Annotated in this window: 8 protein-coding genes; 2 read left to right on the top strand and 6 right to left on the bottom strand. The window is 48.6% G+C overall.

Features of this window, described 5'->3' with window-relative positions; translation table 11 throughout:
- Positions 1-8: 8 nt before the first annotated feature.
- Complete coding sequence (locus tag BMW71_RS14535; protein WP_177179653.1) at positions 9-2,618, bottom strand: histidine kinase N-terminal 7TM domain-containing protein; 2,610 nt, start codon at positions 2,616-2,618, stop codon at positions 9-11.
- Between the two features lie 506 nt (positions 2,619-3,124).
- Here BMW71_RS14535 and BMW71_RS14530 point away from each other — a divergent pair.
- Both BMW71_RS14530 and BMW71_RS14525 read left to right on the top strand, forming a co-directional pair.
- Positions 3,125-5,080: a tetratricopeptide repeat-containing sensor histidine kinase gene (locus BMW71_RS14530; RefSeq protein ID WP_092175435.1), complete on the top strand. Its 1,956-nt coding sequence runs from the start codon at positions 3,125-3,127 to the stop codon at positions 5,078-5,080.
- The gene (locus BMW71_RS14525) at positions 5,077-5,808 is read left to right on the top strand and encodes a LytR/AlgR family response regulator transcription factor (protein ID WP_092175432.1); all 732 of its coding nucleotides are present in this window, start codon (positions 5,077-5,079) and stop codon (positions 5,806-5,808) included. Before BMW71_RS14530 ends, BMW71_RS14525 begins: the two co-directional genes overlap by 4 nt.
- A 300-nt stretch (positions 5,809-6,108) precedes the next feature.
- Here BMW71_RS14525 and BMW71_RS14520 read toward each other — a convergent pair whose 3' ends face one another.
- From BMW71_RS14520 to BMW71_RS14495, 5 genes are all read right to left on the bottom strand, one after another.
- Complete coding sequence (locus BMW71_RS14520) at positions 6,109-8,667, bottom strand: sodium:solute symporter family transporter (protein ID WP_092175429.1); 2,559 nt, start codon at positions 8,665-8,667, stop codon at positions 6,109-6,111.
- The gene (locus tag BMW71_RS14515) at positions 8,664-9,404 is read right to left on the bottom strand and encodes a phytanoyl-CoA dioxygenase family protein (RefSeq protein ID WP_092175426.1); all 741 of its coding nucleotides are present in this window, start codon (positions 9,402-9,404) and stop codon (positions 8,664-8,666) included. The genes BMW71_RS14520 and BMW71_RS14515 overlap by 4 nt, the downstream gene beginning before the upstream one ends.
- A gap of 459 nt (positions 9,405-9,863) precedes the next feature.
- Complete coding sequence (locus BMW71_RS14505) at positions 9,864-11,006, bottom strand: DUF4221 family protein (RefSeq protein WP_092175420.1); 1,143 nt, start codon at positions 11,004-11,006, stop codon at positions 9,864-9,866.
- A gap of 339 nt (positions 11,007-11,345) precedes the next feature.
- On the bottom strand, positions 11,346-12,521 hold the full coding sequence (locus tag BMW71_RS14500; RefSeq protein ID WP_092175417.1) for a sialidase family protein: 1,176 nt from the start codon (positions 12,519-12,521) through the stop codon (positions 11,346-11,348).
- Positions 12,522-12,564: 43 nt separating this feature from the next.
- Positions 12,565-14,025, bottom strand: coding sequence for a glycoside hydrolase family protein (locus BMW71_RS14495; protein WP_092175414.1), 1,461 nt, complete (start codon positions 14,023-14,025; stop codon positions 12,565-12,567).
- Positions 14,026-14,479: the final 454 nt, after the last annotated feature.

Below are 14,479 nucleotides of genomic sequence, written 5' to 3'. Positions count from 1 at the left end.
AATGCCGCTCACCGCTCTTCCTGTTTGGAGATACTTTCCATCCACCTGCCCACCACTTGTTGAAATTTTTTCTGCGCCACCGGCTTGGTCAGGTAATCATCAAAGTCATAGGTACCCGAGTCTGTTTGTGCTACAGGGAAGGCATTTGCGGTAAATCCGATCACCGGTACCTCCTTTTTTCCGGGGTATTCCCGAATGGCCTGCAACAATTCGTACCCGTTCATTTCCGGCATGTGAATGTCAGTAATTACCAGGTCGGGTTTGTTCGATTCAAACATGGCGAATGCTTCCTTGCCATTCTCGGCTTCTAACACCTTCGCTCCGGGGCTCATTTGCTCTATAAATACCTTTACCAGCATGCGGTTAATCGGGTTGTCCTCGGCCACCAATAAGGTAAATCCTTTATCTGTATGGGTATCGGAGGGGGTAGCTACCGATCGGACATGCGCTGAGGAGTTGGATATTTTGCCAAGCATTTCCAGCAGTTTGGTGGGAGTTACGGGCTTATCGATCGTCCCCAAGCAGCCAATTTCCGTAAAAGTATCGATGGCACCGTCTCGTTCGTTGCTGCTTAACAGGGGCACAAAGAGCGCATGCCGTTTCGCTTTTTGTGCGAGTCGCATCATTTGCTGAATGGCATCCCGACTACTTTTTCCCAACAAACGATTGTTTACCAGCACCAGGACCGGCCTGGAACCATTTTCAATCGCTGAAAAAGCCTCGTTTACGTTTTCTACATGGCTCGCCGGGAGTCCGAAATCTTCGCAATACCGTTGTAGCAGGGTACCCGAACGGCTATTCCCATCGAGGATTACTACCTGGGAAATGTGGGACAAATATTCCCTGGAGAACGGCTGCCCACTGTCCGAATCCTTTTGACCCTCTACCGAAAGCACAAAGAAAAACCTGCTCCCTTGCCCTGGTTCGCTTTCAAGCTGGATCCGGCTATCCATTAGGGAAAGCAGCTTGTTGGAAATGGTCAAGCCCAGGCCGGTACCGCCAAATTTTTTGGTCGTGGAAGAGTCTGCCTGGGAAAAGGCGTCGAATATCAGGTGCTGTTTGTCCGGAGCTATCCCTATTCCGCTATCCTGAACCGAAAATAAGAGTTGTTCGGTTTGTTTGGACTGCTCCGGTCCTCTTGTTTCTACCAGTAGCACCACCTCCCCTTTTTGTGTAAACTTAACCGCGTTGTTTAGTAGGTTGATCAGCACTTGTTTGAGTTTGAGCTCGTCCGTTTTAATCCTACGCGGAACATCCGCGTGTAAATCCAGAAGCAATTCGAGCCCTTTTTGGTGCGCCTGAAAACGCAGCACATCCACGATGGTCTCGAGCAGTTCGTGCAGGTCGACCACATCCAGGCTCACTTCTGTCTTGCCGGACTCAATTTTAGCCAGGTCCAGGATATCATTGATCAGATCGAGCAAGGACGTAGCCGATGTCAATGCCGTTTGTGCATACCGGCGTTGTTGCTCGTTTAAATCCGTATGGGTCAACAATTCGGTAAAGCCGATCACCCCATTTAAGGGTGTCCGGATTTCGTGACTCATGTTCGCCAAAAACTCGCTTTTCGCTTTGTTTGCTGTTTCTGCAGCTATTTTGGCATTTTCGATTTGGATCTGGAAGTTTTTTTCATGGGTGATATCCCGCAGTACCAGCAAGCTTCCCACCTGATGCTGGTCTTCGGCACTCACCTTGGATTTGGAGAGCAGGTACCACAGGGTATGTCCGTCCCTAACACGGGTAAATTCGCTAACTTGATAGGAACGAGGTGTGCGAAGCATGTCGCAGATTTCAGGCCAATTATCATTGATCTCCTTTAGTGCCGAAGCCTGATGCACCCTTTTGATACCCATGATCTTGGCTGCAGAAAGGTTTAGCGTTACCAAGGCTCCCTGGCTATCCAGCACCATGACTCCTTCCTGTAGATTATCGAACAGGGTTCGGTACGCAATGGGAGCGATACGGAATAGTTTAAAATTTTTCAACCCCAGAAAAAAGAACAAGCCCGTACCCAGAAAACCCACTGGAATGGGATCCAGTAAAAAAGGAACATTGCCTGTAAGGTACCACACGTATACAAACAACGGACTACAAAGACCCAAAATCACCATAAATACCTGCCGGGAATCCGCTGCGGGCACCTCCTCAATCCGTTTTACGAGCACCCACAAACTCCCGAAAATCAACAATAGCGTATACCCCTGATGAACCCAGTAGAAATACCCCTTTTCGGTCACCAATACCGGAAAAAGCCCTTCACTACTGATAGTAAAGGAGGAATAAAACAAGTAATGCAATTCATTGGTACCTACCAGCAGTAAATTTCCGATTGGTATCACCAAGAAAGCAAGTTTCCTTGGTCCCGCGATCCATTGTTCCTTTGTCGTATAGGCCAGCGTAAAAAAAAGAACCAGTGGTGCAAAAGCTACCGCTCCCAGGTATTGCAGTTTGATCATGGCAATTTTCCACGATGCGGACAAGAGCATTAACTCCAGTGTATAGGCAAACGAGTAAACAAAACAAGCCAGCATGATCCACAAAAAATACACATACGCTTTCTCACCTGTCTTTTTGCGTGCAAAGAGTACGAACGACAAGGGAACAATGGCAATTGCCATCAGTAAAAAAAACAAGTAATGAACGTGGAAAAAAGAAAACATGACAAAAACCAAATTCGGATTTAGAAAGTAAGATAATGGAATAAAACCACTTTTGGTACAATGGGAATATTTTTTATTTGAAAGGAAGGAGCGATGGCAATGTATTGGGATTTAGCCATACTGAAAAAACACTTTCACAAATAAAATTCTGTCGCTTTCAAAAATAACGGAGGCAGTAATGGGACTAGAAATCCAGCAAACGTGCGCCTGGAAATAAAAATAGCTCCCAACGGGAGCCATTTTTATATTGTTAAAAAACCTTAATCTTAAATGTTTTAAAAGCCATTACGCTTGTGACGAATAAAGGGCAAAAATCCTGATACAGCAAGGGGTTTTCTCCCAATGCACTAATATAATGTCCGAAAGCTGCACATATATTCCCGAACCGAGGCTGTAGCTTCACTAATTCCGTAGCGATCTGACAAAAACGATATTTCTATCGGGAATTTGAGTATATTTATTTCATGAAGGTTTTGTTTTTACTCATCGGTATCGGCAGTTACTATTTTACGCTAGCTTACCCGCTTCCCGAAAAGCCAAGCCTCTACCAACCGGTATTTACCTATCCTCCAGATTTCGGAAAAGAATATTTGGAATCCCTGGCCAATCTGGCCCAAGTGCAGCAAGAAAAAGACAGCCTGCGCTGGCAGATACTTTGGGATTGGGGGTATTATACCCATTCCCGAAACCTCAACGAATCCCTTCGTATCATTCAAAAGGGGTTGCTCGAAACGCAAGAAGCGGGAGACAAACGATGGGAGGGCCGTTTTCAGCTAATAGCAGGAGCCATTTTACTCCGAATGGACGAGACCGAACAAGCCGAACTGCTCTTACAAGCCGCCCTAAAAAAAATCGACCCACAAGACCGATGGCTGGCCTATACCAACCTGGGTTACGTGTACGAAAGACGGGGAGATTTGAGTTCCGCTTTCGAATGGGCAGGAAAAACACTGGAACTCGGCATGCGATCCAATCATCGCAAGGCACAGGCCATGGCTTACAGCGACCTGAGTTATTTGCTTTGGAAACAGGGAAACTATCTGGAGGGGCTGGAATTTGGACTGAAATCCCTTCATCTATTCGAAAGCTGGGGAATACCGGACATGGATTATGATTTTACCCTCTATGTGGTTGGAAACAATTTAATGGCACTCGACCGTCTGGATGAAGCAGAGAAGTATTTTTCCGAAAGCATTGCGGTCGGGGAACGCTTCGGATTTTACAACAACCTGAGTGACGTTTACATGTCGCTTGCCAGTCTGTACATCCGTACGGATAAATTGGATCAAGCTGAAAATTGCGCTGCCAATGCGCTGAAATATGCCGGCCTACTCGAGAATTCGTTCATGCAAATGCGTTCCTTTTTGGCCCTGGGAGAAGTCAGTTTTTCCAAAAACGAATGGCAGGCAGCCGAAAACTATTTGCTACAAAGCATTGCCAAAGCAGGAACTGACTTGGGAGACCACTTCTTTTCAAGTCAGGCGTATCAGCGGCTAAGCGAGGTCTATGAGGCGCTGGGAAAAAACCAACAAGCACTGGCTGCGTTTAAAATGTACCATGACCTAAACCAGACTATTTTTAATGAGAAAGCAGAACAAAAAATGGCTGGCTTGAAATCCGAGCTAGCGCTTTCCCAAAAAAACAACACCATCAAGGAACAAGCGCTGATCCTGACGAAACAGGAAAAGCAGGTCACCTTTTGGATTGTGGGTACCAGCCTGATGCTGGTATTCTCTCTGATAATGTTCCGGGGTTACCGCGTCATCCGAAAGAAAAACAAACTGTTGGAAGATCAAAACGAGGAGAAAACCTATCTGGTTCGCGAGACCCATCACCGCATAAAAAACAACCTGCAGGTCGTCTGCAGCCTGCTTTCTTTGCAATCGGAGCGAATTCAGGATCCCGACTTACAACGAATCATGTTGGACAGCCAAAACCGGGTGCAAAGTATGGGCCTGGTGCACCAGACCCTCTATCAAGGGAAAGACCTGGCCTACCTCGAAATGAAAGACTATTTCACAAAATTGTCCCGGGACATCATTCACAGCTTTGGGGTGGATGGAACGGCTGAATTGCATTGCGATATGGAGGAGATGAGTCTGGATATCATTACCGCAATACCTATCGGATTGATCGTAAACGAACTAATTACCAATTCGCTAAAGTATGCGTTTCCCGGAAAAAAGCAAGGAAACCTAACCATCCACCTTGAACGGGAAGGGAATGAACTCATCCTGGATTACCTGGACGACGGCATCGGATTCAATGAAAAAGAAACCGCCTTTTCGCTGGGTTTCGGGGGACAATTAATTCAATTATTAACCAGTCAGTTGAACGGCAGAATGAGCAAATTACCCCATGAAGGGACGTATTTCCGCTTCGTCTTTTGCCCGGATGCGTACCAAACCGCCCTGACATGATACGTATTTTAATTTTAGAAGACGATATGGTGCTCGCCGCCCACCTCTCGCAAACCATCCAAAAGCTAGGCTACTCGGTTACAGGCATCGAAAAAAACGGGGAAAATGCCTTGCTTCATTTCAGGCAATACCTGCCACAATTGGTACTGGTGGATATTGGATTGCATGGCAAAATAAATGGTATTGAGACCGTGAAGCGCATTCAGGAAATCGACGCGATAAAAGCCATTTATCTAACCGGCAATACCGATGAGGATTCCTTTGAAAAAGCCAAAACCACCCGTCCCCTGGCCTTTATTTCCAAACCCTTTCAGCCCGTTGAGTTGGAGCGGACCCTTGCCTTGGCTGCGGAACAAATCCTATTCGAACCGGAAAGGGCCAAAACGGAACCGGAGGAGATCGCCACATTTTTGAAAGACCGTATCTTTGTGCGAACGCAAAACAAACTGGTAAAGCTATTGTTTGACGATATCTATTACGTGGAAGCCGACCGAAATTATGCAAAAATCCACACCAAGTCGGAATCCATTCTGGTCGTTTGCCCCCTGAAAATGCTCGATCAAAAGCTCCCCGTTCGGCAGTTTGTCCGAATTCACCGCTCGTTTCTTGTCAATATTTCCAAACTGGACGCAGTAGCCGATAATTTTCTGGAAATCAATAACATCACCCTACCTATCAGCAAGCAACACAAACAGGAATTACTTAAAAATCTCAATACGCTCTCCTAATCAGGATCCTGGCAGAGGCATTGGCTTCTTCACCGCATGCCCCTGCTTGTAAGCAGGTAGTACCTGAAAACCAAAATAGGCAAGCGTTCACTTGCCTTATTGCCATAACCAGATCCAAACTCCAGTCGTTTCGCGGCGCCAGGTAGCAAAAGACGCGCAACCAGCCGACTGCTCCTGGCCCCTGTGCATCGTCCGTCTTTTTCCCTGTCGGCCAACCGGGACTCTTCGAGCCGTCGGCAAACGAGCAGTACCTCCGTAACCGGAAAAATTTGGCTATCCCGCCCCAATAAAGGGGGCAACCTACATACCTGTCCTTTTTCCAGTGTCTGCCCTTGCCGATTTGTCGCTTTCCCCGAATCCCTTGAAAATGGCTGACTCCCGGCTGCGCTTTTCCATGGTTTCGGTATTCCCAAGCAATCGCACATCCAGAAAACTCAATATCGTGCCCAATAACACACCTACTCCGAGCGAAACGGGGAGAATAAACAATACCTCAATCCCCAAAAATTTAAAAAAGGCGATGGCCACCGCAATGGCGACACTACCTAGCCCGGCCAGAAAGGTCGCCCTTCCCGTGGCAAAGGGAACAAAAAGGGCTAGAAAAAACAGCACAAATAAGGGGGAAACGAAGAGATTAACGACTTTAACAATTACATCGTAGAGGTTTCCTTCTACCTTACTGATTAGCAAGCTCAGCAGCAAAGCAAAAACCCCCACGAACAGGGAAAGGTTGCGCACCGCCGCCATTTGTTTCTGAGGCGCCCGTGATTTGCGGGTAAAGCGTTTGATGAGATCTTCTGAAATGACCGAGGAGGTACTGTTCAAACCTGAAGATAGGCTGGACATGGCTGCTGCCAGGATACCCGCAGCCACCAGGCCGGAAATTCCAACCGGCAATCCTACCCGGATAAATTTCGGAAATAGCTGGTCGGCATGAGTGGTTACTGTCTCCCCCGGAGCCAGAAAATGGGGAAATGCAGTAAAGTAGGCCAGCACGGCCAATCCAACCAAGCCCAGTAAGATTTGTACCACAAAGGTAGTCAGCAGTGAAACACCAAAAGTCTTGCGGGCGGTCCGGGCGTTTTCAGTAGCCAGAAAACGCTGTATGGACATCTGATCGGAGCCCGAAGAAGCCAGGTACCAGACAAAAGTGGTCAGCAGGGCATTGCCAATCGTCAGACGCTCCCGGGCATCTACCCCGAGCTGCAGTTCCCCCCAGTGCGCCAGCCATTCGGAGGGAAACCAAGCGCTGAGCGAGCCGAAGGAAAAGGTCACCACCAGTAAGGTCAAAATGGCCCCACCCATCAGCACGCCCGATTGGATCACATCTGTAAATACCACGGCTTTCAGCCCACCTAGCGTGGTATAAAAAATGGTAATCCCCATCAACAATATGCTAATGATCAATGTATACGACGGATCGACTCCGAAAATGGCCAGTATGGCCGTATGTACCGTGATGAAGATGATGGTACCCATCCACAAAAACCGCAGCGACAAAAAGAAAAACGTGGCCAATACCCGAATGCTCACTCCCAGGTTGATCTCCAAAATTTCGTAGGCACTGGTGACCCGCAATTTCATAAACCGGGGAATCAGAAACCATCCCACCACATAGTATACCAGTGGGAAAACCAATACGCCGGAGAAGATTACCGGCCCGTATTTCACAATTTCTCCCGGATAGGAAAGGTAACTCAGGGAACTAAGCAGGGTAGCAAATAGCGATAAACCGACTGCAACCGGGTTCATCTTTCCACCGCCCAGATAGTAATCCCTTTCACTTTTGTTTTTTCGCGAAAAATAATAACCCACGCCCACCATACCGGCCAGGTAAGCCGCCACTACGAACCAATCGGCCCAGGCCAGGCTGTACTCCTGCCGTCGGTCCAGCATCAGAATTCCATAGGCAGCCGCAGCCCGAACGTCTGCATTCACCCCCGCCTGCAAATCCTCGCCGGGAACTTCCGCCTCAGGCATCAACGGGTTTTCGTTTTCGAACAGCGCCACAAGCGCCGGTAGGTCCTCGGGACTCCCCGCAGTACCCAATGCTTGCGCTATTTCCATTCGAACTCCCTTGGAAGGGGCCTCTTTTAGGTCCCGCAGGGCATTTTTTACCTCCCCTAAAATCGGGCTGTTTCGATCTTCCTCCGGTGCATGGATCAGGGCGGCCGATAACAGGTACACACTGGGAAGGGAGCCCTGCGGCTCTTGTAGACCGGCCCTGGCTACTTTTTCCCAGGAAGTGGCAGAAAACCCACCTTCACTTCGGAGGGCAAAAGCTGCCTGAAGCCGGATTATTTCATCTCGTTCAGGATTCAGTGCCAGGTCCAGCAATTGCTCCCTGGCCGCGGCCGTATCGCTACCCTGTAAGGTACTCCACAGGGTGTAGACATACAGGCTGTTTACGGGACCTTCCACTACTTCCCGCGTAAGTTCCGGTGACAAGTCGCCCAGCGATTCCCCCAGCTTGGCCAGGCTTTCGGCGGCATGTACCCGGTCGGGACCATTTCGGTCTTCGAAGGCCCTAAGGATTTTCTGTATATAGCTATCGCGTGAAGCCGGATCTGCCTGGGCCAACACTCGCCAGACTCCGATGCGATAGGGCGAAAGCTGATCCCATTTCTCTTCCTCCAGCAGAAAGGTTTCCAACACGCCATCGGTGTAGTCCAGCCATAATTTATATTCTGCAGCGTGCACTTTTACCCACTGCTCCTGCTTCTCCATCCCCTGCTGCAGCTCCTGTACCGCTCGCTTCCGGAGTTCCGGGCCCACCGTAGAAGGTCTGGATTGACAAGCCAATGCAAAAAACAGGACCCACGCCCCCATGCTTAGGTTTCGGATTAGCATACTGCTCATGCCTGCCGTTGATTCAAGGATTTTACGTAGGCTTTTTTCGCTGCTACGTCCTCTTGGGCGGATTCACCAAAATAAATCCAACCCAGCGCTTTTCGGCTTCGCTCCGGATGCGTATTGGGGGCTGCCCGGTGTATGGTCAGGGCATGGTGTAGCAGCAGATCCCCGGGTTTGGCCGGTACGTGCACCTCGTCTTTCAAGTCTGCGGGACTTCCAAAATCTACAATCCCTTGTGAAAACCCAACCGTCTGCGTGGCTGCGTGAGTACGCATGCCCTTCTTGTGCGAACCCCTCACATAGCTTACCCAGCCATTTTCTTCGTCCACATCTTCCAGCGCCAACCACATGGTCACGGCGCTCATCGGTTTCAGCATAAAGTAATAGCCATCTTGATGCGGAGGGGTAGCCTTCCCAATTTTTGCAGGTTTATTGAAATACTCCAGCGTCTTGCCGACCACCGGCTCTCCGAGCAGGCTTTCGGCCAGCGTTGAAAAGGAACTGTCCAGCAGCAAGTCTCCGAAAAAGGGCGAGTAGACCTGCAGGTCCTGCAGCATTTTCAAGGTTTGTACCTCCCCAGGCACTTCGTATTTCCTATGTTCTGCTACCATATCGGAGAGCTGGTCACGAATAAAGGTGTCCAACTGTTCGTTGATCTCATCCACCTGATTGCGCGACAAAAAGCCCGGCAGGTGCAGGTAGCCATCGCGTGAGAATTGTTGGATGTGTTTGCTGGAATCCATGGTTTGTTACGAATTGTTCTTGCCTGATTCTTGTTCGGGCCTTTCTGGGTTTTCATTTGCCATCCCCGCCGGTTCCCCGGAAGAATTTGCTTCCGGGAGTGAGTAATTATGAAAGCAGGTACATCTACATCTCATCCGAAATCCAGCTGGTAAATTGGAAACAATCGAATTTTTCTGTGGGATACCCATTTCTAGCATCCAGTACTGGTCTACCAAAGTAATTAATTCCAGGTAAATTGCATACTTCGGGCGGTTTAAGTATGCAAGCGAAATCTTCCTTTTAAAGCAATCATTGGTTAAAACCTTGTAAAAGGAATCATGAATTGAGAAATCAGCAATCTGGCATTTCCCAACATCCCCGGCTTTAGCCAAACCATTTATCCCAAGAGACTAAAATCCCCATTTCACAAAAAATGCTCCGTTACGCTCGTGGAGTGGGTACTGGATATTTTCATAATTTCATTCACTTATTGCCACCCTAACAAATCCCAACTCATCATCCCTGTTCTGAAAGACCCATAGCTTTCCGTCTTTTACAAAATATTTTGCAGAGGATTTGTTACTGAGCTCGGGAATAGGTATTTCACTCAAAAAATTGAATTCCTGATCAAACACAGTTAGAAAGACCTTGACGCTAATCGTTTCATGTAGGATTCTATTCTCTTTTTTTTCTTGACCAAACTTACTGGAGGCAGAAAGCCGATAATATCTCTTCCTTTGCTTATCATGAGCCAATGGTCCAAAACTTACCTGTTCGAGGTAAAATTGCAGGGCACTAATTCGATCATCGGTGGAATTAACGAGGTCACCTTCGGTTGTGATAGTTACTTTACTCGGCGTATGGATGGAGGAATAGGTCACCGATTCGAGGTTATCTTCCATTGGATCGTATACATAAAAATCATTAGAAAATTCATGGGAAACGATAATTTTATCGTCTTGACTGGCTATAAAAACCCGAGGATCCCATTTATTATAAGAAGTCAAATCTCCAAGTGTGTATTTTTTATAATTCCCGTAGGGATCAATCTCGTAGGTTGAAATCAGGGTGTCGCTTGTGTTTAGTTTTTTCAGTGATATCCTATCAGCCAAGTCATCAATTACCAATGCAAAGGCCAGGTGATCGAAGCTAGGATTTGCCATTTGTTGGTATACGTATTCTTCATCAGCAATTCCTCCCTTTATGCCGGATAATCTTTCCCATTCAAATTTTTTAACCAGTCTGCCTTCTAAGTTGAAATGGCCTCCAAATTGTCCTGCGAGAAACAATTTACCATCGCCCATACTTTTGAGGGAGGAAATCCACGAACCGGTGCCATCAGGACCTTCTTTTTGAAGTGGATAGTTGTCCTCCAGTTCCATCAGGTCCAGGTCTATCTTGTCAATACCATGATCAAATTTATTATAGGTATACAAAAAACCATCTTGCTCGCAATAATCCGAATTAAGCAACAAATAGGTTAGGTCAAACAGATGCCCTTTGCCATCTACCATCACGGTGTCCACTTGATAACGGATTGTTTCAATGGATGCAGTATCCTGCGGTTTTCTGCAGGAAAAACATGCCATAAAGAAAAGCACTAGGAAAGTTTTGTTGGGCATTGTATTTAAAGGTGTCTAGTATACGAGCAAAGCAACATTCCATAAACCTATTCATTTCCAGCACATAATGGAAGGTAAATGCGCAACTTTAACCATTTTTAACCCAAAATCATGGACAGATAAATTGGAATAGGCTATTTCCTATTGAATCTATAATGGCTAAAGCCCATGATTTTTGATTGCTATTTTTTTTGAATGGGCTATTTCCTTATGAAGGGAGGTTCGAATTGCAGATATTCCATCGTTTAGGAATGGCCCATTTCTCACTGAGGAGGTAGGAAATCCCCTTACCTGCCAACAGCCAAATCAGCGGCATTGCGGGGACAAGTAAATCCCCCCTCAATGAATCTCCAGGACGGTGCCGGCGATGTGTCGGGTACCGTTGTCTTTGTTGAAATAATAGGTCACCAAGGCCCTTTTTTCATCGAGCATGACGGCCCAGGGATACCCAATGTCGCCACTTCCACCATCTTCCCGCAATACAATCTCTTCGGCGGTAGCGAAATCTGTGCATTCGGGGTTCAGGATTCGGGCACGGATGCCGTACGGCCGATACCGGTACCCGTACACCAGCAGTACCCGGTCATCGGGTAAGCGCAAGGCCTGCAAGGGATGCCCTTTAAAACCCATCCCCTGCCAGGAAAAGGTTTTTCCACCGTCCGAAGACCGGGCGATAACGGACTGCCCCTCGTACTTGTCTGTGCGAATAAAGGCTACCAAATCGCCTTTGGGGGTTTCATGGAGCGATGCCTCATTGAATATCACTTCCTCGTCTTTGGCAACGGTAGAGAGGTGCTCCCAACTTCGGCCCTGGTCGTCGGAAACCAGTAGGTAATTGGAAGTACGGCGGGGCGCTACCTGATCATTGGCAGCTACTACCCAGTAGATTCGGCCGTTTTTGCCTTCAAGCAGGGCTCCCCGGTTGTAGGCAGGAATGGGGCGGCCCATGGGGTCTAGGTTCACCTCCGGTTCGATGTGTGGAGGGTAAATGGGTTTGGACCAGCTTTTTCCCCCATCAATGGAGCGCAGCAAATACCCTCCCAGGAATACGGTTCCTGGGCGGTTCTGAAAGTTTGGGGTGGGTAGGTTTTGCACGCCGTCGTCCCGCAAAAATGCCCATGCATAGCTGGTGCACAGCAGGGTTCCGTCCCGCAGTTGCAACAGGCAGGGGTCCTGGGATCCCCCAAAATCGTATGCATGGAGCAACTCCGGGTCTTCCTCCCAGTTCAGGCCATCCCTGGAGGTCATGCTCACCAGGTAACTATTGGGATCCACGTGGTTATTTCCCTTCTCTCCAAATACGACCCGTCGATCCGGCGCACGCCGAAAGGAAAGCAAAAAATCCCCGTCCGCCTTCCGCACGATGGAAGGAAAACTGGCGTAATACATGGAATCCTGGTAAATCACCAGGTCCCGGATTTTTGTCGCGGTGGACCCGTTCGTTTGAGCCAACGAAGGCTGCTGGGCTACGACGGTCACAAAAAGGTGTAAGGCGAAAAGAAAAGGTAGTCTCATTATGCAATTTGTTTTGGTGTAAATTCTTGTATACTTCCCAACACTAGTCGGCGTTGGAATAAAAACGGAAAGAAAAAAGATCGGCATCGGATAGCCGTATGCGCATCCGAATTTCCTTCCCGGAAAGTTCCGAAACATCGGGGTTGCTGTTCCAGTAAACGGTTTTGGAAATTTCATTTCCGACCAGCGGACGGCATTCCTCCAGAGAATAGCCGGGCAACTTATTTCCTGATTCGTCGAGCAACTCCACCCGGGCCTCTCCTGCCGCAGATGTGGCAAAATTTACCTCCAGCCTGTTGCCCGTAAAGGTAACCGGGCGCGTCAGCATCTCCCCGCCCGCATACCCCGCAGAAAGAGACGCCAGTCCGTCCAGGCGCATGCTGTACCGGCGCAAATGGGCAGATGGCTGGGCATAATCCTGGTTGACATACAATGACATTTCTGCCGGCCCGGTTTGCACCAGGTTGAGGGCGGGGTAATTGGAGCGGGATACCCAGTTTTGCAGGCCGATGCCCGGACGAATAAAGGACTCCATAAAGTGCCGGTAATACCGGTTTCCTCCCCGTGACGACATCAATATGGCGTCGGAGCAGTCGTTGTAATAGTTTGGGTTTATGCCCAGTTTTTCGGCTTCTTCATCCGAAACCACCTTTCGATTGGGCATAAACCGTGCACCAATCGCCAGGTAGATATGCGGCGCGCGAAAATAAGGACTGGTCTGCTGCGTGTACAGGTGTTCGTAGGGCGTGTTGCCAAAACCCATGGGTTCGGGTTCGGTCCAGTGGATAAAATCCCGGGAAGTGGTCCTGCTAACGGAGCGAAAGCCCTGGTACCCTTTTCCGGTCCAGGAACGAAAATAACAGAGGTACATCCCTTCATTTTCGGACCAAAAGCTCACGTTTTGGGAGTCGAAAACACCCTGACGAAAAACGGGCTCATTTTGGAGGCGCTTCCAGTGAATGCCATCGGGAGAGGTAAAGGCAACCAATCCACTCTTTTGCGTACCTCCCAGTGCTTTGTAGCGTTCATCCGGTTTGGCAGCGGGATTGGTATCAATGAAGGGACTGAAATTATGGGTAATTGGCGCCTCATTTGCCAGGATAACGTTGTTGTTTGTATCGCCTCCCACTTCGTGGATGCCGAGGTGGGGTTTTACCCAATGAATGCCATCGGCGGACTCGGCATAGCAGGTGACCTCTGCACTGTTGCCATCCTTACCGGCGGTAGGAACCCCTCGGTAATAGGCCTTGAACGTATCCCCGTCCTGCAGGATGGTCACGTATGCGGAAAAAGCTCCCTCCCAGGGCAGGTCGAATGGCAACACCTGACCTTCATCCACCGGCGTATGCATCCGCAAGGTGGCTCCCTTCAGGGAGTCTATCAGGTACTCGTCCACAAAAAGTTCGCGGCGGTCAGCGAGGGAGACAGCTTCCTGGGCCAGGCTTACCTGGCTTGCTGTAAGTAAGAAGATAACCGGCAACAAACCGGAGTAAACGGGTATCATAGGCATCTGAGTCAGTTTGATTGCATCCAATATACTCAATTATTTCTGTAGCCGCTTCAGCGGAGTGGTGCGCATGTAGACGCTGTTCCTGCCTTCTTGACTGGAAGTGTGCACCAGCCAGCGTTTGCTTTTTGCGATTTTCGGCGCATGCGCGTTCCGGGAAAAGCCAGCGCCGCGGCCATTTACTACCGGGATTAAGTTCAGGAAAAGCTGATGCATACCGATTTTTTATTGATTGATCTTACTTACTACTGAGAAATAAGGAAAAAATCCCCTCCATTTTTTTCTTTTTTCCCGGGCGGGTTCAATCGCCCCCCTGGTAGATTGATGCCCCGAAGCCGGGTAACCAGCTTTTCCCGCGTGGCTACTTTCTTTCAAAAGGTTATTTCAAGTACTGTGTGGTACGCGTCCACTGTTTGAAGGCTTACGCGTTTTAATAACGGTCCCGACACCG

Source organism: Cyclobacterium xiamenense, assembly GCF_900109255.1.
GTDB classification, from domain to species: domain Bacteria; phylum Bacteroidota; class Bacteroidia; order Cytophagales; family Cyclobacteriaceae; genus Cyclobacterium; species Cyclobacterium xiamenense.
The sequence above is the reverse complement of the archived record's forward strand: the minus strand, read 5'-3'. Positions and strand labels throughout refer to the sequence as shown.

Bases quoted from the DNA above. Each gene is read 5' to 3' on its own strand.
- BMW71_RS14505 (WP_092175420.1), bottom strand. From the start codon at position 11,006: ATGCCCAACAAAACTTTCCTAGTGCTTTTCTTTATGGCATGTTTTTCC.
- BMW71_RS14530 (WP_092175435.1), top strand. From the start codon at position 3,125: ATGAAGGTTTTGTTTTTACTCATCGGTATCGGCAGTTACTATTTTACG.
- BMW71_RS14500 (WP_092175417.1), bottom strand. From the start codon at position 12,521: ATGAGACTACCTTTTCTTTTCGCCTTACACCTTTTTGTGACCGTCGTA.
- BMW71_RS14515 (WP_092175426.1), bottom strand. From the start codon at position 9,404: ATGGATTCCAGCAAACACATCCAACAATTCTCACGCGATGGCTACCTG.
- BMW71_RS14520 (WP_092175429.1), bottom strand. From the start codon at position 8,667: ATGAGCAGTATGCTAATCCGAAACCTAAGCATGGGGGCGTGGGTCCTG.
- BMW71_RS14535 (WP_177179653.1), bottom strand. From the start codon at position 2,618: ATGGCAATTGCCATTGTTCCCTTGTCGTTCGTACTCTTTGCACGCAAA.
- BMW71_RS14525 (WP_092175432.1), top strand. From the start codon at position 5,077: ATGATACGTATTTTAATTTTAGAAGACGATATGGTGCTCGCCGCCCAC.
- BMW71_RS14495 (WP_092175414.1), bottom strand. From the start codon at position 14,025: ATGATACCCGTTTACTCCGGTTTGTTGCCGGTTATCTTCTTACTTACA.